Source organism: Marinomonas sp. 15G6-16, assembly GCF_055809555.1.
Genome location: NZ_CM147916.1, coordinates 1,666,291 through 1,686,865, shown reverse-complemented (window position 1 = coordinate 1,686,865; position 20,575 = coordinate 1,666,291). Strand labels below are relative to the sequence as shown.

At 43.3% G+C, this 20,575-nt stretch carries 21 protein-coding genes; 11 read left to right on the top strand and 10 right to left on the bottom strand.

Annotated features, from left to right (window positions below; translation table 11 throughout):
* Positions 1-28: 28 nt before the first annotated feature.
* Complete coding sequence (gene def, locus AC0L46_RS08205; RefSeq protein WP_473502844.1) at positions 29-547, bottom strand: peptide deformylase; 519 nt, start codon at positions 545-547, stop codon at positions 29-31.
* 223 nt (positions 548-770) lie between these two features.
* On the opposite strand from def, the gene dprA reads away from it, so the two are divergent.
* Complete coding sequence (dprA, locus tag AC0L46_RS08200) at positions 771-2,042, top strand: DNA-processing protein DprA (protein ID WP_473502842.1); 1,272 nt, start codon at positions 771-773, stop codon at positions 2,040-2,042.
* A 63-nt stretch (positions 2,043-2,105) separates the two neighbouring features.
* Here dprA and AC0L46_RS08195 read toward each other — a convergent pair whose 3' ends face one another.
* Positions 2,106-2,525, bottom strand: coding sequence for an RNA-binding S4 domain-containing protein (locus AC0L46_RS08195; protein WP_414681553.1), 420 nt, complete (start codon positions 2,523-2,525; stop codon positions 2,106-2,108).
* Positions 2,526-2,580: 55 nt separating this feature from the next.
* Here AC0L46_RS08195 and cysQ point away from each other — a divergent pair, with 55 nt between their 5' ends.
* Positions 2,581-3,426, top strand: a complete 846-nt coding sequence (gene cysQ / locus AC0L46_RS08190) for a 3'(2'),5'-bisphosphate nucleotidase CysQ (protein ID WP_473502840.1) — start codon at positions 2,581-2,583, stop codon at positions 3,424-3,426.
* Positions 3,427-3,559: 133 nt separating this feature from the next.
* On the opposite strand, the gene AC0L46_RS08185 is transcribed toward cysQ, so the two are convergent.
* A complete protein-coding gene (locus AC0L46_RS08185; RefSeq protein WP_414681551.1) occupies positions 3,560-4,150 on the bottom strand; it encodes a TetR/AcrR family transcriptional regulator in 591 nt (196 codons plus the stop codon).
* A gap of 91 nt (positions 4,151-4,241) precedes the next feature.
* Here AC0L46_RS08185 and fabF point away from each other — a divergent pair, with 91 nt between their 5' ends.
* Positions 4,242-5,513 (top strand): beta-ketoacyl-ACP synthase II, encoded by a 1,272-nt coding sequence (gene fabF / locus AC0L46_RS08180; protein ID WP_473502838.1) that lies wholly within the window; start codon positions 4,242-4,244, stop codon positions 5,511-5,513.
* 42 nt (positions 5,514-5,555) lie between these two features.
* Here fabF and AC0L46_RS08175 read toward each other — a convergent pair whose 3' ends face one another.
* Positions 5,556-6,461, bottom strand: a complete 906-nt coding sequence (locus AC0L46_RS08175; protein WP_473502836.1) for a LysR substrate-binding domain-containing protein — start codon at positions 6,459-6,461, stop codon at positions 5,556-5,558.
* A 118-nt stretch (positions 6,462-6,579) separates the two neighbouring features.
* Here AC0L46_RS08175 and AC0L46_RS08170 point away from each other — a divergent pair, with 118 nt between their 5' ends.
* Positions 6,580-6,777 carry a hypothetical protein gene (locus tag AC0L46_RS08170; RefSeq protein WP_317005594.1) on the top strand — a complete coding sequence of 66 codons (198 nt, stop codon included), beginning with the start codon at positions 6,580-6,582 and terminating at the stop codon, positions 6,775-6,777.
* 178 nt (positions 6,778-6,955) lie between these two features.
* Here AC0L46_RS08170 and lpdA read toward each other — a convergent pair whose 3' ends face one another.
* Positions 6,956-8,362, bottom strand: a complete 1,407-nt coding sequence (gene lpdA, locus AC0L46_RS08165; protein ID WP_473502834.1) for a dihydrolipoyl dehydrogenase — start codon at positions 8,360-8,362, stop codon at positions 6,956-6,958.
* A 136-nt stretch (positions 8,363-8,498) separates the two neighbouring features.
* Here lpdA and AC0L46_RS08160 point away from each other — a divergent pair, with 136 nt between their 5' ends.
* The 5 genes from AC0L46_RS08160 to AC0L46_RS08140 all read left to right on the top strand — a co-directional run bounded on the left by AC0L46_RS08160 (position 8,499) and on the right by AC0L46_RS08140 (position 13,145).
* On the top strand, positions 8,499-9,062 hold the full coding sequence (locus tag AC0L46_RS08160) for a TetR/AcrR family transcriptional regulator (RefSeq protein WP_473502832.1): 564 nt from the start codon (positions 8,499-8,501) through the stop codon (positions 9,060-9,062).
* 123 nt (positions 9,063-9,185) lie between these two features.
* Entirely contained in the window at positions 9,186-10,145 is a 960-nt protein-coding gene (gene lpxM, locus AC0L46_RS08155; RefSeq protein ID WP_473502830.1) for a lauroyl-Kdo(2)-lipid IV(A) myristoyltransferase, read from the top strand.
* A 31-nt stretch (positions 10,146-10,176) separates the two neighbouring features.
* Entirely contained in the window at positions 10,177-11,106 is a 930-nt protein-coding gene (gene hemF / locus AC0L46_RS08150) for an oxygen-dependent coproporphyrinogen oxidase (protein ID WP_473502828.1), read from the top strand.
* A gap of 51 nt (positions 11,107-11,157) precedes the next feature.
* The gene (gene aroE, locus AC0L46_RS08145; protein ID WP_473502826.1) at positions 11,158-11,970 is read left to right on the top strand and encodes a shikimate dehydrogenase; all 813 of its coding nucleotides are present in this window, start codon (positions 11,158-11,160) and stop codon (positions 11,968-11,970) included.
* A 14-nt stretch (positions 11,971-11,984) separates the two neighbouring features.
* On the top strand, positions 11,985-13,145 hold the full coding sequence (locus AC0L46_RS08140; RefSeq protein ID WP_473502824.1) for a GNAT family N-acetyltransferase: 1,161 nt from the start codon (positions 11,985-11,987) through the stop codon (positions 13,143-13,145).
* On the opposite strand, the gene hmpA is transcribed toward AC0L46_RS08140, so the two are convergent.
* A complete protein-coding gene (gene hmpA, locus AC0L46_RS08135) occupies positions 13,142-14,332 on the bottom strand; it encodes an NO-inducible flavohemoprotein (RefSeq protein WP_473502822.1) in 1,191 nt (396 codons plus the stop codon). The genes AC0L46_RS08140 and hmpA overlap by 4 nt on opposite strands.
* Before the next feature lie 233 nt (positions 14,333-14,565).
* Here hmpA and norR point away from each other — a divergent pair, with 233 nt between their 5' ends.
* Positions 14,566-16,146, top strand: a complete 1,581-nt coding sequence (gene norR, locus AC0L46_RS08130) for a nitric oxide reductase transcriptional regulator NorR (RefSeq protein WP_473502820.1) — start codon at positions 14,566-14,568, stop codon at positions 16,144-16,146.
* 5 nt (positions 16,147-16,151) lie between these two features.
* Here the strand turns inward: norR and AC0L46_RS08125 are convergent, their stop codons facing one another.
* Genes AC0L46_RS08125 through AC0L46_RS08115 form a run of 3 tightly spaced genes read right to left on the bottom strand, consistent with a single transcriptional unit; the run spans position 16,152 to position 17,745 of the window.
* On the bottom strand, positions 16,152-17,039 hold the full coding sequence (locus AC0L46_RS08125) for a DMT family transporter (protein ID WP_473502818.1): 888 nt from the start codon (positions 17,037-17,039) through the stop codon (positions 16,152-16,154).
* A 45-nt stretch (positions 17,040-17,084) separates the two neighbouring features.
* Positions 17,085-17,528: a group II truncated hemoglobin gene (locus tag AC0L46_RS08120; protein WP_473502816.1), complete on the bottom strand. Its 444-nt coding sequence runs from the start codon at positions 17,526-17,528 to the stop codon at positions 17,085-17,087.
* Position 17,529: 1 nt separating this feature from the next.
* Positions 17,530-17,745, bottom strand: a complete 216-nt coding sequence (locus AC0L46_RS08115) for a hypothetical protein (RefSeq protein ID WP_347983704.1) — start codon at positions 17,743-17,745, stop codon at positions 17,530-17,532.
* A 404-nt stretch (positions 17,746-18,149) separates the two neighbouring features.
* On the opposite strand from AC0L46_RS08115, the gene AC0L46_RS08110 reads away from it, so the two are divergent.
* A complete protein-coding gene (locus AC0L46_RS08110) occupies positions 18,150-19,439 on the top strand; it encodes an MATE family efflux transporter (protein WP_473507121.1) in 1,290 nt (429 codons plus the stop codon).
* Positions 19,440-19,593: 154 nt separating this feature from the next.
* On the opposite strand, the gene AC0L46_RS08105 is transcribed toward AC0L46_RS08110, so the two are convergent.
* The gene (locus AC0L46_RS08105; RefSeq protein WP_473502814.1) at positions 19,594-20,397 is read right to left on the bottom strand and encodes a TSUP family transporter; all 804 of its coding nucleotides are present in this window, start codon (positions 20,395-20,397) and stop codon (positions 19,594-19,596) included.
* Between the last annotated feature and the right edge of the window lie 178 nt (positions 20,398-20,575).

The following is a 20,575-nucleotide window of genomic DNA, read 5'->3' as shown; positions in this document are numbered from 1 at the left end:
AAAACAGATAAGAGGAGTGAAAGTCTGTTTAGCCTCTACTTTTAAGAGCCTGCTTTTGAGCTTTTTCAAGTTTGCTCTTAATGCGATTTCTCTTCAGAGGTGATAAGTAATCCACCATAAGTTTTCCATCAAGGTGATCGACTTCATGCTGAACACACACCGCCATCAGTTCATCCACTTCCAATTCAAATGGTTTGCCATGACGATCCAATGCTTTCACCTTTACTTTGGCGGCACGATAGATATGTTCATAAAAACCAGGTACAGATAAACAGCCTTCTTGGAATTCATTTGCGGCTTCATCAAGAATTTCAAATTCTGGATTGATGAAGACAATCGGCTCATTACGCTCTTCTGAGAAATCCATCACAACCAAACGATAGTGGTAGTCGACTTGAGTTGCAGCCAAACCGAGTCCATTTTCGTCATACATGGTATCAAGCATGTCATCGATTTGAGTTTGTAGCTCATCAGTAAATTCAGTAATGGATTGCGCGACTTTGCGCAAACGTTTGTCTGGGTATTCTAGTACGGGTAAAACGGCCATGATCTTTTTCCAACAATATCTTTGTTCGTGAGCGAAGACGATCTCTCCTGCTCTTTTAATGGGGCTATTGTAACGCAACTCTTTCCATTGATCAGTCTTCTCATGGCGGTTTTTTGGTCAATATGATTGAATGGGGTTATAGTCAAAGTTAATTTGCACTTAGTGAGATTATTTTAGGCAAGGAATGCCTATGTATTTTAGTGGATCGCAAGGAAGCCGTCTTATGGAAAATTCTCGTTTAACGGGTTTAACAAAAACCGATTGGCTGTGCTTCAGCTTCTTAGAAGGTATTGGCCCCGCACGTTTATCTCGTCTTTATACTTACCTGAATCAACTTCAAAAGCACTCTTCAGATCAAGAGCTCATGACTCAACTGTTATTTGAAGACGATCAAGAATCTGGAAGAGTTTTATCTTATGAATTATTAAGGGCTTTAAAGTGGCCCGAAATTACGGCTCGGCAAGCGATGGATTATCTTTCAAGTGGAATTCTCTCAAATGAGCAAAAGCAAAAACGCGACGATACGCTCGCTTGGCTCGAGGCAGAGAATCACCATTTGATTCTGCAAGAAGACAATGATTACCCTGAAGAGTTAAAAGAGATTAATGTTGCTCCTGCATTTTTTTATCTTGAAGGAAATAGAGAGGCTCTAACACATCCTAAAATTGGCATTGTTGGTGCTCGAAAATGTACTCGCTATGGTCGTGATGTGACTTTCCAGTTTGCAAAAAAGTTATCCGATTATGGGGTTTGCGTCGTAAGTGGAGGCGCTATGGGAATCGATACTGCGGCTCACCAAGGTGCAGTAGAGAGTCAAAAAACACCTACTATTGTGGTTGCAGGGACAGGGTTGTTACATAGATATCCGAATCGTAATCAGCCTCTCTTTGAGCAAGTGTTAAAACAAGACGGTGCAATAATAAGTGAATACCCACTAACAACTTCTCCTAGGCCTCACCTATTTCCGCCTCGTAATCGAATTATCAGTGGTTTGAGCATGGGGGTTCTTGTTGCGGAAGCTTCAATAAAAAGTGGTTCCTTGATCAGTGCCAGCTACGCAGTACAGCAAAATCGTGAAGTGTTTGCTTTACCCGGTCGTTTGTCTGATCCGCAATCAGAAGGTTGTCATCAATTATTACGACAGGGAGCGACATTAGTGCGCTCTGTAGAAGATATCTTAGATGAATGCTCCCCTATTCGCCTTGTGACTTCCTCTACCAGCAGAAGGGAAAGTAACAAAGCTAGCGAAATACTTGAGACTAAAAAAGAGCATACGCCCGCTTTGGTTATCCCCTCTTTAAAACCTTTATCGGATAAGGTGTCCGATGAAGCAAGGCTTGTGGCTGCGCTATTGGAAAAGGAAGCTGAGGCTATGGATTTTGATATGCTCATACGGCAAACAAGTCTAAATGCTGGAGTCATGATGCAGGTGTTGATGGAGCTTGAACTGTTAGGCTGTATTGATAACCGTGAAGGTTTGTATAGCCGATGTTAGATTGATAATCCCTTTGCACGATTGAGAGGTCTTTTACATCGTGCAAGGGAATGAAGAGAGAGCTTAATCTCTGTCGCTGAAAATATCTTTCTTGAGCTGCTTGATATCACGACGTTCTTTTTTGTTTGGCTTATGGTCTGCCATGATACGACCACCGTAAGATTTATTTTCCAAAGCGCGACGTTCTCGCTTCTCAATAGACTCTTTGGTTTCTTCATAAAGTAGTTGTGCTTCAGGTGCGCCACGTCGCTGTCCACTGATCGCTTTAATCTCAACGACCTTTTCATCCCAGCCTACTCGAATACCTATCAAGGCGCCAACTTCAACATTGCGACTTGCTTTACCTTTGCTGCCGTTGTAAGTCACCTTGCCTCCATCAATCGCATCCTTGCAAAGAGAGCGTGTTTTGTAAAATCGTGCGGCCCAAAGCCACTTATCTAAACGAACAGCTTGTGGTGTAGACTGCTTTTCTGCTTTACTCATAAGTCTGTTTTACTCATAAAATATGTTGACCGTATTTGTTGTCATAGAGGCTGTCATGAAGGACGTTAGTTCACACCCTATTTTTCAAGCTCTTCAAAAAATAATACACGATGCCGCTGATGTGATCATGGATATTTATCAACGTGCAGATTTAGGTGTAGAGCAAAAATCGGATGATAGTCCTGTGACAGCGGCTGACCTAGCTGCCCATAATGTCATATTAGCTGGGTTGAAAACACTCACACCTGATATCCCTGTTTTATCCGAAGAAAGTACGGGTGCCGCGGTGACTTTCGAAGAGCGATCTAAATGGTCGATATTGTGGGTTGTTGATCCTCTAGACGGAACGAAAGAGTTTATTAAGCGAAACGGCGAGTTTAGTATCAACATCGCGCTTGTTGAAAACGGCGAACCTATTGTTGGAATGGTGTATTTACCAACAACAACAGAAGGCTACTTTGGTGTTACTCGATCATGGAAAGATTTACCAACAGGAGCGATAAAGTGGCAAGGAAACGAATACGAAAGTATTAATGTTCGTGAGCCTCGAGAACCAATCATTGCCATGACCAGTCGCAGTCATGGCCCAGCTCTACCGAAAGACCTGAAAGAAACCTTAAAACTAACTTACGAGCAAGTGAGAGAGCTGCCAAAAGGAAGCTCGATAAAAGGCTGCCGTATTGCCGAAGGTATTGCGGATTTACATCTGCGCCGAGGCCCGACAAGTGAATGGGACACGGCAGCTCAACAAGCCATCATAGAAGCAGCTGGTGGTATGCTAGTGACGCCTACAGGAAAACCTTTCCGCTATAATCAACGCGAGACACTTCTTAATGGCCACTTCTTTGTTTCTGGGCCTGAAATAGCACCGAGCATCATTGATTGGTATAAGGAAGATTAAAAAGCCTTGACCCTATTATCTGTAACCACTTCAAAAACCACAAAGCCTGTAAAATGTTTCACGTGAAATAAGTCGGTAGGAATTTATAAACAAAACAATCAAATAGTCTTTTTCGCTAGTCAAAAAAGACGGATTAACCTGTCACCTTAAGGCTATTGTTAAGGCGATGAAATATTCGTGCTTGAGCTCTATTTAAAAAGTCTTTTTGCAATGACTGAGTGAAAGAGCGTGCAATGGCGACGGTTCCCACAAGAGAGACGACAGTTTCTTCAGCCAATTCTTCTGCTTCCTGACTTCCTTGCTTTTTTAAAATCCCTGCAAGTCGTTCAACTAGGTTATCAAAACAAACCTGATATGCCTGGCGAACTTTCTCATCTTTATGGGCGGCATCTGTTACTAAAAATTCTAAAGGTGAAGGATGTTCTTTATCCGTCCGGCCCCAACTTAAATAGCGCGATACTAAAGCTTTTAAGTGGGTTTCTTTTTCTTCTGTATTTTTATGATCTCTTGCCCAAAAAGCATGAGAGCTAGCAAAAGCCATAGCGGCTTCATACAAACTGCTCTTACCTGAAAAGTGAGCATAAAAAGCGCCATGAGTCATGTTTGCTTTTTTCATGATTTGTGTGAGTGTGACACGATCAAAACCATGGGAGCAAAACAGCTTTGCAGCCGCTTGTAAAATGCGTTGACGAGTTTGTTCTTTGTGCTCTGGTGTGTACGGCATATTTAGTCTCCTAAATATTATCTTGATCATATAAAGACTCACTCTAGCATGGGGGTTTTCGTTATGTCGAATTCTAGTTTGGAGTGTTCTTATGTTATCGAAACAACGTATTGTTATTACAGGAATGGGATTAGTGTCTCCCCTAGGTTTGGGCGTCGAATCGGTTTGGCAACGTTTGATTCACGGTGAGTCAGGTATTAGTAAACTGCCTACGGATTTATCGGATGGATTAAATACGCTCATTGCCGGACAGGTGCCGAGTCGTACAGAGCAAGAAAATGGTTTGAATGAAGCGGACCATTTGTCTCCTAAAGAAAGAAAACGAGTCGACTTATTTACGCTTTTTGCCCTGGCGGCAGCGGATGAAGCATTAACTCAAGCGAATTGGTTCCCTGACAATAAAGCAGATAAAGAAACAACAGCGACCATTATTGCTACGGGCATTGGCGGCTTGCCAACCATTACTCATGCACAGTCTGTTTTAACGGAGCAAGGCGCACGACGTTTATCCCCTTTTACGGTTCCTGCGTTTCTTGCCAATCTTGCTGCCGGGAATGTCTCCATCAAATACGGATTCCAAGGACCAATTGGTACACCTGTTACGGCTTGTGCAGCTGGTGTGCAAGCCATTGGTGACGCGATGAGAATGTTGCGTACAGGAGAAGCAAAAGTCGCCTTAGCGGGCGGAACAGAAGCCTGTATTGATCCTCTTTCGCTCGCTGGCTTTGGAGCTTTAAAGGCATTGTCGACAAATAATGCCGAGCCTGAAAAAGCCTCCAGACCTTTTGATAAAGACAGAGAAGGTTTTGTGATGGGGGAAGGTGCGGGTTTAGTGGTATTGGAAACTCTTGAACATGCCTTAGCTCGGGGTACGACACCGTTAGTCGAAATCGTGGGTTATGGCACCAGCGGCGATGCGTATCATTTAACATCTGGTCCAGAAAGTGGAGAAGGTGCGGCCCGTGCTATGTCTGCAGCGCTTACCATGGCGGAGGTATCGGCCGATAAAATTGGTTATGTGAATGCTCACGCAACGTCCACTCCGGTTGGTGATCGAGGCGAAATTAATGCGCTTCGTAGTCTGTTTGGTGACAATATTTCCAATGTACCAATCTCTTCGACCAAATCGGCAACAGGACACCTTCTTGGTGCGGCTGGTGGTGTAGAAACTATTTTCAGTGCTCAGTCATTAATCAGTGGTGTTCTACCGCCTACGCTTAATCTAGAGCAACCAGAAGAAACTATGGTGGATTTGGATTTGATTCCAAAAACGGCCCGAAATAAACAAGTGGATTATGTTCTATGTAATGGTTTCGGCTTTGGTGGCGTAAATGCCGCTATTATTTTGAAGCGCTACGTTTAACGCTAAGATGAATTTCTGTGCGTGATTTGGAAAGGGCTAAGTCTAAGCCCTTTTCTGTCCGTTGTGTTTTGCTTCATCCATTAGCCAATTTACAAAGGCTTCAATTCTTTCTTTTCTAGAAGAGTTCTTGGCGTAGTTTACGTAAAACTCTATGTGGTTCTTTAATCCATTTGGAAAGACTTGTAAGAGAGTGCCTTGGTCCAGTTCCTCTTGCACCATAAATCTAGGGCACAAGAAAACACCGTGCCCTGCTTTTACGGCATTGATTCCCATATACCAGGAGCTTACCTCAGCGCATAAAATGTCGTTATCTAAGGTGGGGATTTTTTGCTCTTCGAACCAAGTGTTCCAACGATAAATAGAAGTGTCCACTTGTATTAACCAACATTGAAATAAATCCGAAGGAGATTTAAGTTGCCTTCTGGCGGCCAATTCTGGTGAACAAACAGGAATAACTTCAGAAGATAAAAGTAAGCTTTGTACCGTATTGTCTTGATGGTTTATTTTATTGTCTATGGTTACATCGACTGAACCAGAGTGGATGTCTTCTCTTTCATCCGAAGAAAAAAGCTTAATGCTTACCTCTTGATGTAGATCGGAAAAACGCCACAGTTTCGGCATGAGCCAGAGTGACACAAAGCTTTGCAGTCCGGAGACTTGGAGCGTTCCTCCAATTGGCTCAAGTTTGACGCTTTCTAACCCTCTTTCTATGTGATCAAACGCCAGCGATAAATGCTCGGACAGTGCTTGTCCTTGGCTTGTTAGTCGCATTTCTCTACCAGAACGATAAAAAAGCGCTACACCTAGATACTCTTCTAACAGGCGAATTTGCTGGCTGACTGCGGCTTGTGAAACATGCAGTTGTTCTGCTGCTTTGGTATAGCTCAACGTTTTGCATGCGACAGAGAAATAATGAGTGGCTTTTAAGTGGGTGACGCGAGTACTCATAATGCATTCCTAACAAATGACAATCCATAAGGTTTTCTAATTTTACCTGTTAGAAAACATCATTCGTTTTTACCTCTTTTGGACGACAAAATAAAGTTCTTATGAAGCGGAGGTGGTTATGTGGACTTTATTAGTTTGGGTGAATGACAAGGTTATTAGCGGCTATCAGTCTTTAGAAAAACGCTATTTAGAACATAAAGCGAAAAAGAAACACGGCCAACAAATGATGCGCTCTCGTCAGCTTCCTGAGTACTTACGCCGAGATATGGGGCTGCCTCCTTACAATACGCAATCGCAAGAAGAGAAGAATACCTAAGAGTTTAATAAGGGTTATCTGACAAATTACAGAAGGTCTCCCGTTGGCAAGGTATATTCTTGCGCAATACCACTGTGAGCGCACAGTGGTATTTTCTTTAATGCAAAATACGTTATTAGATAATCTTAATTTATGAGCAAGAGTCTTGTGACCAATATTAAACTCAAAAGCCGTGAGGTTATCGCTTCACGGCTTTTTTGTTTGGCAAATCGGTAATGGTTCCTGCACCCAGCTCTGCGGCAAGGCCAACGCTTTCATGTAAGCTTGGGTGAGCGTGGATGGTTAGGGCGATGTCTTCGAGTGTGGAGCCGAATTCAATGGCTAGGGTCAATTCCCCTAATAATTCGCCAGCGTGGGAACCCACAATACCTGCTCCTAAGACTCGCTCTGTTGCCTCGTCATAAATGAGTTTGGTTTTGCCTTGTGTCACGCCAGAAGCAATGGCTCGTCCGCTGGCGCTCCATGGAAAAACGGCGGTTTTAACAGGCAGTTTTTGTTTCTTCGCTTCGGTTTCTGTTAATCCAACCCAAGCAACTTCTGGGAAGGTGTAAGCGATGGAAGGAATGGCCATAGGTTGAAAAGCGACATTATGCCCAGCAACCACTTCGGCGGCTATGTGACCTTCGTGAGCCGCTTTATGAGCAAGCATTGGACCATGAGTAACGTCACCAATAGCAAAGATATTCGAGACAGAGGTTTTGCATTGGTCGTCTGTCAGTACAAAGCCTCTTTCATCTATCTCAACGCCTATTTCTGGAATGCCTGCATTGCGGCCATTTGGAGAGCGGCCAACCGCCACTAATACTGAATCAACAACAAGGTTTCGCTCACCGTCTTTGTCTTTCAGTGTGATGTTTAACGCTTCTGGTGTGGCTTGAATGTCTGTGACTTGGGTTTGTGTCAGAAACGTCATGCGATCTTTATTGGCTTGTTCGAAAACGCGGACAAGGTCTTTATCGGCGCCCGTCATAATCTGGTCGCCCAATTCTGCTACGGTGATTTTTGCCCCTAGCGCTTGATACACAGTCGCCATTTCTAAGCCAATGATGCCGCCACCAAGGATCAATAAATGCTCAGGAATACGCTCAAGTTGCAATGCACTGGTAGCATCGAGAATGCGTGGGTCATCGTAAGGAACGAAAGGTAATTTAATGGCACGAGAGCCAACAGCGATAATGGCTTGTTTAAACGAGAGTGTTTGAACGTCATTGTCTTTCGTGACGGTTAGAGAAGTCGTTGACTCAAAATGCCCTTCACCTTGTAACACATCTACTTTTCGGCCTTTTGCCATGAGAGCAAGGTTGCTGGTTAAGGTGTCGACGGTAGATTGACGGTGATGACGAATAGCGTCTAGGTCAATGGTTGGCTTGGCATATTGAACGCCGTGGGCGGCTTCGTCTGCCATGAGTATTTTGCCTGCCACATGCAACAGCGCTTTAGAGGGTATGCAACCAACGTTTAAGCAAACACCACCAATGGTTGGGTGGCGTTCTACCATAGCGACTTTTAAGCCTAAATCTGCTGCTCGAAAAGCGGCCGCATAACCACCTGGCCCACTACCCAATACCAAAAGATCGTATGTCATTTTCAAATTCTCCGATGACGTGTTTTAGAGTCTATCTATCACTTGATAGGCGAAATATAGCTTGTAGATAAAAGCGAAGTCAATAAAATATCTATCACTAGATAGATAGTCATATAGGTAGAGAGCTGACGACGTTATGAAAGACACAAAGGTAGATACTAAATCTAAAATAATGGACGTAACCGAAGAGTTTATTTCTCAAGGAGGTTATGGCGCTTTTAGTTTTCGAGACATAGCTGAATCAGTAGGCATAAAGAGTGCAAGTGTTCACTATCATTTTCCCACCAAAGGAGACTTGGTGGCGGCTGTTATGGCCCGATATACACACGAATTTTCCCAAATGTTACCGGACCCTTGTGATGCAGAGTTTAGTACTAAAGACCTGATACATGGATTTATTGACGGTTTCAAAGCCAAAGTGGTAGATCAAATGAACATGAGTTTATGTACCATGCTGACGTCTGACAAATCGTCTTTGCCTGAGGCTGTATGTCAGGAGCTGGCTATTTTTTATAAGTTAAAACTTGATTGGCTGACGCAAGTCTTTATGCGTATAGAAGAAACTGATGAGGAAGAAGCCTTAACGAAAGCAAGTCAGCTTCTCGCCTGTTTACATGGTGCCTCTATTTTAGTTCAAGGTGCCAATGATCTTGCCTTTTTTGATCGTGCTTTGTCTCATTGGCGAAACGCTTATAATTAACTTCCTGAATATTCAAAATCAGAAGCACTAACTCGCATTATTACTTCATTGAAGTTGCTTCATTAAGGTAAAGTTAGCACTCTTGATATTAGATTCACCTATTAAATAAACGAAATAACATCTATGACCTCAACAGATAAAAACTTACACAACCCTACTTTCAAGTGGTCTTTTTTGGCTCCACGCTTTTGGGGGTCTTGGTTGTTAATCCTTCTAGTGCTCGCTCTGGCTTATGTTCCTTTTCGTATACGAGATAATTTGGCGAAAAAACTTGTTCCTTTAATGATGAAGAAAAAAACAGGTGCACTAAAACGTGCACGTATTAACCTTCAATATTGTTTTCCTGAAAAGTCGTTTGAAGAGCGGGAAACCATGTTACGACACAGTTTGGAAACCGCTGCTCAATTCTGCTTGGCTTATGGAGAGTTGTTTGTCCGCAGCGAAAAATACAAAAAGAGTCGTAATGAAATTATTGGTGGAGAGCATCTCTTCCCTCTTCTCGATAAAGGTGAAAATGTCATTACCCTTGTTCCGCACTGTTGGGCGATTGATTACACAGGCTCACTGATTGCTTCTTTAGGTTATACCCTGACAACCATAATGAACCCAAGCAAGAATCCTGTAATGGATTGGATAATGCATGTTCAGCGCAATCAGTATGGTAATGGCGTTGTGTATCCAAGAAGCGTTGGTGTGAAGCCGTTCTTACAATCTGTGAGAAAAGGCTGTGTTGGTTATTACCTACCAGATGAAGATTTGGGCCTGAAGCATTCAGAGTTCGTCCCTTTTTTCGGCACTGAAAAAGCGACCATTAAAGGGTTAGGGAAATTAGCAAAACTGTCAAAAGCGCATATCGTTCCTATGTTCCAAGCGTACAACGCGAAATCAGGAAAGTATGAATTACATATATTTCCTGCATTAGAAAACTTCCCTACTGGCAATGATAGAGAAGATGCGATCATCATGAACAAAGCATTGGAAGCGATGATTGAACCAAATACGGAACAATATATGTGGATCTTAAGTTTGCTGCGTAGTCGTCGACCTGATGGTAGTAAAGCGTATCAAGGTAAAGTAAGTTAATTCCACCAGCTATTTATAAGGCTTTCTAATTATGTCTAATACTTCCACAATGCCAGATATTCAAGCTGTTAAAGCGTATTTATTGTCACTGCAAGATCATATTTGCGCATCATTGGAAACCTTGGAGCCAACGACTCGTTTTGCAGAAGACGCTTGGGATAGACCTAATGGTGGCGGTGGCCGAACTCGTGTTATCGCAGGCGGTGAGGTGATAGAAAAAGGTGGCGTGAACTTTTCACACGTAATGGGCGATAACCTTCCTCCTTCTGCTACGGTAGATCGTCCAGAATTAGCCGGTGGCCGCTTTGAAGCCATGGGCGTTTCTTTGGTGATTCACCCGAATAATCCGATTGCCCCAACGTCCCATGCTAACGTGCGTTTGTTTGTTGTTTATAAAGACGGTATGGAACCTGTTTGGTGGTTTGGGGGTGGTTTTGATCTGACGCCTTATTATGGCTTTGAAGAAGACTGTATCCATTGGCATGAAACAGCTCGTGACGCAGTAGCACCTTTTGGAGACGACTATTACAGCCGTTTTAAGAAATGGTGCGATGAATACTTCTACCTGAAACATCGAGGTGAGCCGCGTGGAATCGGTGGTTTATTTTATGATGACTTCAATGAAGGGTCATTCGAGCATTGTTTTGGCATGATGCAATCGGTAGGTGATGCGTTTACCAAAGCTTATATGCCAATCTTGGAGCGTCGAAAAGATTCGCCTTTCACTGAAAAGCAACGTGATTTTCAATTGCATCGTCGTGGACGTTATGTGGAATTCAATTTGGTTTTCGATCGAGGCACACACTTTGGCTTACAAAGTGGCTTAGGCCGCACAGAATCGATTTTGATGTCATTACCACCCGAAGTTCGTTGGACCTATGAATACCAAATAGAGCCAAACAGTGAAGAAGCAAAATTGACAGATTACTACCTCACATCAAAAGATTGGTTAACGGTTTAACTGTCTTGTTTTTGGTGCAAAGAATAACGAATTAAGAAGAGAGAAAACGTCTTGGATAAGTACGCTGTATTTGGAAACCCTATTGCTCACAGTAAATCGCCTGACATTCACATGCATTTTGCCGACCAAACGCAACAAAATATCAGCTATACGCGTATTTTAGGCGACGATGTTGAATTTGAGAATCAGGTTAAAGACTTTTTCAAACAAGGCGGACACGGCTTAAACGTCACCTCTCCTTTTAAGGATCGTGCTTACGCCATGTGTGATGTATTGAGTCAGCGTGCGCAAAAAGCCGGTGCTGTGAATACCTTGATGATGGGCAAGAACGGCGAATTATTTGGTGATACTACCGATGGCGTTGGCATGGTTCGGGACATTGTTGAGTGTCATGGCAAAGCGATCAAAGGCAAACGCGTTCTGATTATTGGCGCGGGTGGCGCGGTGCAAGGCATTCTTGATAACGTACTCGCCGAGCAACCAGAATCTGTGACCATTGCCAATCGTACGGTAGAGAAAGCGCAAGCTTTGGCCGAAAAGTTTGTGTGTCTTGCTTCGTCTTTTGAGGCACTAGAAGGCACATTCGATATTATCATTAATGGCACTTCTGCCAGTCGTAGTAGCAGTTTGCCTCCACTTAAAGATGAGTTAGTTAATACTCACTCTTGGTGTTACGACATGACTTACGGCAAAGGCACAACGGTGTTTTTACAATGGGCGATCGATCATGGTGCAAGCGGTGTCGATGGCTTAGGCATGTTAATTGGTCAGGCCGCAGAGTCTTTTTATATCTGGCGACAAGTTCGACCAGATATGGCGAGTTTAGTCACTTCGATGCGCCAAGAAATGGAAGCGGCTAATTAAACGAGGACGGCGAAATGAAGGCGCAATGGTTTAATTCGGTGGATCAAATAGGCGAAGCCAAGTGGCAAGCCGCGATTGGTGACACTCAATACCCTTTTGCGCAATACGCTTTCCATAAAGCATTAGAGCAAAGTAACAGCGTTGGCGATGGCACAGGCTGGTATCCTGAATATCTGTTCGTCATGGACGATGATGACGAACCATTGGCGATCGCCCCAACCTATTTGAAAACCCATTCCCAAGGGGAATTTGTGTTTGATTGGTCTTGGGCCGATGCTTATCACCGACATGGTATGGAATATTATCCAAAACGCATCTGGGCCATTCCTTTTTCTCCTGTTACTGGGCCGCGAATCTTCTCTCACCTTGATCCAAAAGGCGACGACGCAGGCTTTGCTCATTTGTATCCAGCGTTAGCGGAACTCATGGCACAAGCAAACCAAGAGCGGCACTTTTCCAGTTGGCATTTGTTATTTACCAAAGCCGAGCATGGTGAGCTTTTTCTTCAGAACAAAGACTTATTGCATCGTATTTCTTGTCAGTTTCATTGGTTCAATCGTGGCTATAAAAGCATGGATGATTACCTTTCCTACTTTTCCAGCCGCAAGCGTAAAGTCGCCAGAAAAGAGCGAGAGAAAGTGGCTAAACAAGGCGTGACTTTAACTCGAAAACTCGGCAATGAATTAAGCGCAGAAGAGATCGATTTTTTCTATTTATGTTATCAATCCACTTACGCAAAACGTGGTCAGCAAGGTTATTTAACAAGAGAGTTTTTTGGTTTATTAGCAGAAACCATGGGCGAGCAAATTCTTTTAGTACAAGCTTATAAAGATGGCGAACCGATTGCGGCGTCGTGGTGTTTCTTCGACGATCATTCACTTTATGGTCGTTATTGGGGATGTATGGAAGAAATTGACAGCCTGCACTTTGAAGCCTGCTATTACCAAGGAATCGAATTTTGCTTAGAAAAAGGCTTACAGCATTTTGATCCTGGTACTCAAGGGGAACATAAAATCGCCCGAGGGTTTGAGCCCGTGTTTAGTCACAGTATCCATCACATCGAACATGAAGGCTTTCGCGAAGCGATTGGTAACTTCTGTCAGGAAGAAGCGCAAGCCGTGCGCGAATATCATCAAGACACCCACGCACTTTTGCCGTTTAAAAAAGACGATTAAATGTCCTGGTGCGGGCCAAATAATTCATAATGAATGCGGTCAGACGACACACCTAGAGTGACCAGTTGTTGTTTTGCAAACATCATAAAATTTACCGGCCCACATAAGTAGAAGTCACCATCCGTAATAGGTAGGCTGTCTTTGATTGACTCTAATGCCATTTTGCCTTCATAAATGCCTTCTTCAGCTTCATCTACCTTTTCATACCAAGTATGTACATTCAAGGGTAAAGCCCCTTTCAGGCTATTCACATGGTCTTTAAAGGAATGTTGGTGTGAACCGGCACAAGCATGCAAATAGCTAATCGGCTGTGAGTAACCCTGCTGGTTTAAGGTGTCCAACATCGACTGCATTGGCGTTAAGCCAACACCACCAGAAATAAGAGTCACTGGTTTTTGTTTGTCTTGGAAGGTGAAGTCGCCCGCTGGTGGCATTAATTCCACTTCATCATCTACGTTAAGGTGGTCGTGTAGATAGTGGGACATAACACCGGCAAGGTCACCCTCGCCATCACGTTTCACACTGATGCGATAGGTTTTACCATTTGGTGCGGTAGACAAAGAATATTGGCGGATTTCATCGTATTCATTGCCTTTAGGGTGAACTTTAACACCTAGATATTGGCCTGGAAGATAGTCAATGACATTGCCGCCATCGACAGGGGCAAAAACAAAGCTAGTGACCAACTCTGACTCTGGTGTTTTAGAAATGACTTTGAAGCGACGGAAGTCTTTCCAGCCACCTGCTTGTGCAGCTCGTTCTTCGTAAAGATTGCTTTCTACCTTAATGAAAATATCAGCCAGTTGCTTATAAGCCGCTCCCCAAGCTTCTTCTACTTCTGGTGTAAAAGCGTCTGGTGCGAGTTCTCGAAGTGTTTCGATCAAATGGTGACCGACCACATCGTATTGAGCTGGATTGATGTTAAAGCTGGTGTGCTTGTGAGCAATGCGCATAGCCGCACTGGTGAGTACTTCTAAGTTATCAATATGCGTTGCGTAGGCTGCAATGGCATTAAACAAAGCGGCTGGCTGGCGTCCTGTGTTTTGGTGTGTCATGTTGAACACATCTTGTAATTCAGGATGATGAGTAAACAAACGATTGTAGAAATGTTCTGTAATCGCTGTGCCTGCGGATGCCAATAATGGAATGGTCGCTTTTACCGTGTCTATATGTTGTTGAGATAGCATGCTTTCCCCTTAATAAATAAGCCCTTAATGAATAAGCCGTTAATAAAAAACTGTTAATGAGTTTGCTACCCTTGTTATTGCTAAGTTTGTGCCAAATAAAAATAACCAATAAAAACATATATTTATGATTTTAATTTTATTCTTAGAGTCAATAAGACCTATCTAGATGAAGTCGATATGGTATTTTTGTGTCATTATGACTCTAGAATAAATAAACGTGATGGATCTCTTCTATGAATAAGGTTTCAAGTAACGCCCTACTTAGCTTTGCACTTGATCTTGCGGGCTCTGTTACTCATCCCAGTCGTTTTGAAGAATTGGTGTATGCAATACGCTCCATCATTGATTGCGATGCAGTTGTATTACTGGTGAATCATAATGACGTGCTGACACCGATTGCTCAGCGGGGCTTATCTGATGATCTGATGGGAAGACGCTTTAGTATTGAAGAGCACCCTAGACTGAAAGTGATTTGCGAGAGCAATTACCCTGTCCGTTTCCCTGCGGATTCCACATTACCAGACCCATACGATGGCATGGTTATTGGCCATGATGACCATCTAAGAGTGCATTCCTGCATGGGCGTGCCCTTGTATTTAGAAGGCAAGCTGATTGGCGCGGTAACCTTAGACAGCATTACTCCAGGTGTATTTGATGACATTAATGCAAGAGCGTTAGAGATCATTGGCGCCATGTCTGCTATGACCTTGAATACAGCTATGTTGATGGAGCAATTGGAAGACAAAACATGGCAAGCTCAACAGGAACTGCAAGCCATCAATGAACAGGCCCAAGTGAAAGATGGCGGTGAGATGATCGGCCAGAGTGATCTGATGAAAGCGCTAGAGCAAGCCATTAAGCTGGTGGCACCTTCTGACTTTGCGATCTTGATTGAAGGGGAAACAGGCGTTGGTAAGGAGCTTGTAGCGCGTATGCTTCATCAAACCTCGTTACGTTCTGCCTCTCCTATGGTGTATGTGAATTGTGCGGCCATTCCTCATCATTTGATCGAGAGTGAATTGTTTGGGCATGTGAAAGGGGCGTTTACCGGTGCTGATCGTGATCGCCAAGGTAAGTTCTTGCTTGCGGATGGAGGGACTTTGTTCCTTGATGAAATTGGTGAATTACCATTAGAGGTACAAGGCACCTTACTAAGAGCCATTCAAAACCAAGAGATCCAAGCGGTTGGTAAAGATCAAGTTCGTAAAATCGACGTGAGAATCATCGCTGCCACCAATCGTCATTTAGAAACCGAAGTGTCAGAACAACGTTTTCGTGCTGACCTTTTCCATCGCCTCAGTGTGTTTCCTATTCAAGTCCCTGCCTTGCGTCATCGACAAGGGGATATTCCTCTATTGGCCGGTTTCTTCGCCGAACGATTCCGCCGTAAATTAGGCTTACAACAACTTACTTTATCCAGCTCTGCCATAGGGTTATTAGAAACGTATCATTGGCCAGGAAATGTACGCGAGCTGGAACATGTTATCTCTCGTGCGGCTTTGTTTGCTAAGGCGGATATTCCATCTGGGATTACTGTCATCTGTAAAAATCATCTAAAAGGGTTACAGATAGATAGAGGTGAAAAAGAAGGGGTGCAAAATACAATAACGACTGAGCGTCACAGCACAGCCAAAGAGCCCATTAATTTTCGTTTAGAAACAGAGGCTTATCAACGAAACTTAATTTGTAGCACATTGGACGAGATGAATGGTAATTGGACAGAGGCTGCTAAGTTTCTGTCTATGGACAGAGCGAATCTAGCGCGCTTAGCTAAGCGACTTGGTATTAAGGTGGTGAGAGAAGTTAAGTCCTAAAAGACTTAACTTGTTGGCTTTACAACGGTTTTCAAGGTGAATCCTGTTACCTTCATAGTACCAATAATGACTAAAACAGTACCGATAAGCGTATGCCAGCCCACCGTTTCATCTAAGAAAATGACACCCCAGAAGACACCAAAAATGGGGATCAAGAAGGTCACAGTTAATGTGGACGGCATGCCGATATCGTCCACCAGTTTGTAGAAAATCAAAAAGGCGACGCCAGTACAAATAACGCCTAGAGCGATAACCGAAGCGACCACAATCCAATTAATGTCTTCCGCCGAATTCGGTGGAATAAAGAATAACAATGGCGCAATGAACAAGGTTGCCATCAACATGGAGCCATAAGAGTTGGTAATAGGGTCTACTTTTTTCGCTTTTTGCGTGTAAACACTGGCAATGCCGTAGCAAATTGGAGCACACATCACCACAAAGACAGCCAAGAGATTGTTCTCTTTGACGATTTCTGGATCGAATCCGACAATGACTGCAACGCCAATTAATCCAAGTAACAAGCCAAATACTTTGTTTGCCTCCAGCGCTTTACGAAAATAAAGAGCACTGATCGCCGTACCAAAAATCGGCGTTAAAGCATTCACCACAGACATTAATGAAGCGGATAAATACTGGGCGGCATAGCCATAACAAAGAAATGGCAGTGCAGCGCTTAATAGGCCAATAATGGCGTAATGTTTTCCGTTTTCTCTAAAATGAGTGCGTTTTTTTAAGAACGCCATGACTAAGAAAAGAAAGACGGCACCAAAACCCACACGGCCTTCAATAAGCCATGCGCCACCTAATGAAGGTGCGCCAATGCGCATAAATAGAAACGAGGCTCCCCAAATCGCGGCTAAAGAAACAAGGTAATACGCGCTTTTTAAACCCATTTTGGAGTCCTTCCAGAAGTGACCATCTTTTGCTGATAACGGTGATTAAAGGTTGTGCTTTGCTGCACTGACTTGACGAATACGTTCAGCGGGAAATTCTAGCTGAGGCAATAAATACCCTTTTAGTTCTTCTGAATACTTGAGTTCATCTAATGCAGCGGCCATGCAATTGAGCCACATGGCTTTTTCTTTTTCAGTGACGATTAAATGCGCATGGGCTTGGGGAAGGTGAAGGCTACCGTATTTCTTGGAATATAAACGCTCTCCGCCCATCCAACCAGACAAGAAGGAGGTTAACTTATCAATCGTTGTTTCTAGGTCGCCAGGGTGCATATCAAACAAAGGTCGAAACTCTGGCGTGTTTTCCATGATTCGATAAAAGGTTTCGACTAAGGTTCGTAAGCCAGTTAATCCACCAACGGCCTGCAATGTGCTGTCACCTTCACCGTATTTGATTAAGGGAGGCTGAGACGAATTAGACTTGGTCATATTATTCGGAATCTCTCGGGCCATTTTGAGCTTTTTTCGCGGCTTTCTCATTATCCATTTTAATGGAATTTCGGTAGCCACCTAAAGCCGCCAATGCACCAATGATAAAACTCATATAAAGCGGAATTTCAAACAGCATCGTAATACTAATGAAGACACAACCTACCGCCAAACCTTCAATAAAAGGCTTCGCTTTTTGACTGATAAACTTAGGCATACTGTTTCTCCGATAGATAAAAATAAGCGCGAGTTTAGCAAATTTACTGAACGATGTGCGCTAAATTGTGGAAAAAACCACCACTTATCCAATATTTTTGGTCTCATAAAAAATTGCTTTAGAAAGGGCTAATATGTGTACAACTCATTCAAAAGTGAAAGAAATGGTCAACCAGATCCCATCTTGGTATGAAATTCGCACATAAACATGAAAAACTGCCGTTAAATGTGAATAACTGCTATGATTTTCCACAAAGATAAACAAACTGCATAAATTGGCTTGGTTGATTTTTATCCACAGCGAACAACATACCCACAAGAGAGACAGCCTTGTCTAAATTCTCCGTAGATTCCCTTTCCAGCGCCTATCGAGCAAACATTACGCTGAACACTAAAATCTGGCGTATGGCTTGGCCACCAATGGTATCGAACATCACTACGCCACTATTAGGTTTAGTGGACACTGCCGTTGTTGGGCATCTAGGAACCGCCACACATTTAGGTGCCGTCGCAATCGGTGCGAGCATCTTCAGCTTTCTGTTTTGGGCATTTGGCTTCTTGCGTATGGGATCAACCGGATTAACCGCACAAGCTTTAGGACAAGACGACGACAGACGAGTGCGAGAGCTTTTATTGCAGTCCATTTTAATGGGCGTTCTTATTGGTTTAATACTGATTCTATTTCGGGCGCCGTTAATTGATCTCGCCATACATTTAATGCAGCCCAGCGCGGATGTAGAGCCTTGGGCGAGAGTCTATTGCGAAGCTCGGATTTTCAGTGCTCCCGCAGTATTGGCGGGTTACGCCTTAATGGGATGGTTCTTCGGTGTGCAATATTCTAAGGGCGCTTTATGGATGCTCTTAGTGATTAATATTGCCAACATGGTGTTGGATTATTTCGCGGTGTATGGCCTTGGAATGGCCAGTGATGGTGTTGCTTGGGCGACGGTTTTCGCCCATTACATAGGTGTTTCTGTGGCGGGTTTATTAGCATGGAAAAAGCTAAAAGGCTTTTCCGGCCATGTACCTATGAAAGCGCTGGCGAAGTGGCGGGAATATGTGGCTTTGGTACAGGTCAATCGCTACCTGTTTGTACGTACGATTTTACTGCTATTGGTTATGTTGTTTTTCACCGCTCAAGGCGCGCGCCAAGGTGACTCCATTCTTGCTGCAAACGCCGTATTACTGACATTCTTGATGATTATTTCCAATGCTTTAGACGGTTTTGCCTTTTCTGTGGAAGCCTTATGTGGCGAATACTACGGACGTAAAGACAAACAGAACTTCCGTAAAGTGGCTCGTCTCTCAACTTATTGGGCGCTGATTGCAGCGTTTGTTTTGATGCTGATTTTTTGGCTTTTTGGTAATCAAATCATTAGCTTATTAACCAATGTCGAAAGCGTTCAAGAAGAAGCAAAACTGTACCTACCTTGGCTGATTTTCTTTCCTCTGTTGGGTATTTGGTCTTTCATGTTGGACGGCGTTTTTATCGGCACAACCAGCGTAAAGCAAATGCAAAACACCATGATTATCTGTGTGTTAGGTGTTTTCTTTCCGGTTTGGTTTATGACTCAAGGCTTAGGGAATCATGGTTTATGGCTCAGCCAAGCCGTGCTATTCCTTGTCCGCGGCGCCACTCTGTATTGGTGTTATCTGAGAAACCTTAAACAAGGTGTTTGGTTTAAGAATACTTAGTCAGTTGCTTTAAATGTGCTAAGTAAAAATATTGATGGTGAGTTATAAAACAAAGACCAACGCCTTTGCTTTAAATTAACAGTGGCGCTAAAACGAAAATGTTTATTATCTGTATCCCTTTATTTATAAAAGTAAAAACTGAGTCCTTTTTAGTCTATAGAGCCAAGCTTGTGTAAATCCCAAACACACAGACGATGAGTAATGCAGCGCCGACGAATCGGAAGAATACAGCGGTTTCTGTTTGTTGGATGCGGTTGTAGAATTTTTGCCCGCAAATATGCCCAATAAAGGCACAAGGCAGTAACCACAGCTGATGAATGAGTTGTAGATCCACACCAGCGATGAGAAACGAAGACATCTTGATTAAGACGAGGATAAACCACAAAACAAATAAGGTGTCGCGGAGTTGATAACGAGACACTTTTGTCGCAAAGACCGAGACAATCAGCGGTGCGCCAATTAATGAGGTTCCGCTAACATAGCCGCCTAGCATCAGGAAAATGGTGTCGAGTATTTTATTGTTGCTATAAAACGGCTTGTTCAATATGTAAGAAACGGCGAAAACGGCGACGATTATGAAAATGACGCCTGTGACTATGTCACTTGGCAGAGTTAATAAACCAAATACGCCGATGAGCTTAGGAACAATCATGATGCCGAGTGCTTTTTTGAGATAGCGCCAATCAATGTTGCTCGGTGTTTCCGTTGTTTCGCCCTGCTCTGCTGCTAATTTCGCTTTTGCCTTTGCGTCTCTTGAGCCTTGCCATGCAATCCAGCTAGAAAACACTAATAAATGAACAGAAATAATAGGTAAGAAAATCAGTGGGGAGTTTTCGACTAACAATAGAAAAGGCAGTGAGAGAACGGCTCCGCCGAACCCCAACCCGCTACGAACAAAACCACTCCAAATAAAAATGACGCCGATTAAGGCAAACTGCCACCATAGTAAATGTTCCATGTTTATCCCTTTGGTTGAAAGTTCGAGAGTGAAGTACGAGTGAGTGGCGCTTAGTGTAACCAAGTTTTGATCATGAAACTAAACTGAAAGCAGAGAATTTGCTTTGTTGGTAATCTTTCCCAGAGTGATGAAATATCGCTATGTTTTATGAGGTGGTTTTTGCTAATATTAATAAAAT

Coding starts and splice junctions, on each gene's coding strand:
- def (WP_473502844.1), bottom strand. CDS start 547: ATGGCCGTTTTACCCGTACTAGAATACCCAGACAAACGTTTGCGCAAA.
- dprA (WP_473502842.1), top strand. CDS start 771: ATGGAAAATTCTCGTTTAACGGGTTTAACAAAAACCGATTGGCTGTGC.
- AC0L46_RS08195 (WP_414681553.1), bottom strand. CDS start 2,525: ATGAGTAAAGCAGAAAAGCAGTCTACACCACAAGCTGTTCGTTTAGAT.
- cysQ (WP_473502840.1), top strand. CDS start 2,581: ATGAAGGACGTTAGTTCACACCCTATTTTTCAAGCTCTTCAAAAAATA.
- AC0L46_RS08185 (WP_414681551.1), bottom strand. CDS start 4,150: ATGCCGTACACACCAGAGCACAAAGAACAAACTCGTCAACGCATTTTA.
- fabF (WP_473502838.1), top strand. CDS start 4,242: ATGTTATCGAAACAACGTATTGTTATTACAGGAATGGGATTAGTGTCT.
- AC0L46_RS08175 (WP_473502836.1), bottom strand. CDS start 6,461: ATGAGTACTCGCGTCACCCACTTAAAAGCCACTCATTATTTCTCTGTC.
- AC0L46_RS08170 (WP_317005594.1), top strand. CDS start 6,580: ATGTGGACTTTATTAGTTTGGGTGAATGACAAGGTTATTAGCGGCTAT.
- lpdA (WP_473502834.1), bottom strand. CDS start 8,362: ATGACATACGATCTTTTGGTATTGGGTAGTGGGCCAGGTGGTTATGCG.
- AC0L46_RS08160 (WP_473502832.1), top strand. CDS start 8,499: ATGAAAGACACAAAGGTAGATACTAAATCTAAAATAATGGACGTAACC.
- lpxM (WP_473502830.1), top strand. CDS start 9,186: ATGACCTCAACAGATAAAAACTTACACAACCCTACTTTCAAGTGGTCT.
- hemF (WP_473502828.1), top strand. CDS start 10,177: ATGTCTAATACTTCCACAATGCCAGATATTCAAGCTGTTAAAGCGTAT.
- AC0L46_RS08140 (WP_473502824.1), top strand. CDS start 11,985: ATGAAGGCGCAATGGTTTAATTCGGTGGATCAAATAGGCGAAGCCAAG.
- hmpA (WP_473502822.1), bottom strand. CDS start 14,332: ATGCTATCTCAACAACATATAGACACGGTAAAAGCGACCATTCCATTA.
- norR (WP_473502820.1), top strand. CDS start 14,566: ATGAATAAGGTTTCAAGTAACGCCCTACTTAGCTTTGCACTTGATCTT.
- AC0L46_RS08125 (WP_473502818.1), bottom strand. CDS start 17,039: ATGGGTTTAAAAAGCGCGTATTACCTTGTTTCTTTAGCCGCGATTTGG.
- AC0L46_RS08120 (WP_473502816.1), bottom strand. CDS start 17,528: ATGACCAAGTCTAATTCGTCTCAGCCTCCCTTAATCAAATACGGTGAA.
- AC0L46_RS08115 (WP_347983704.1), bottom strand. CDS start 17,745: ATGCCTAAGTTTATCAGTCAAAAAGCGAAGCCTTTTATTGAAGGTTTG.
- AC0L46_RS08110 (WP_473507121.1), top strand. CDS start 18,150: ATGGCTTGGCCACCAATGGTATCGAACATCACTACGCCACTATTAGGT.
- AC0L46_RS08105 (WP_473502814.1), bottom strand. CDS start 20,397: ATGGAACATTTACTATGGTGGCAGTTTGCCTTAATCGGCGTCATTTTT.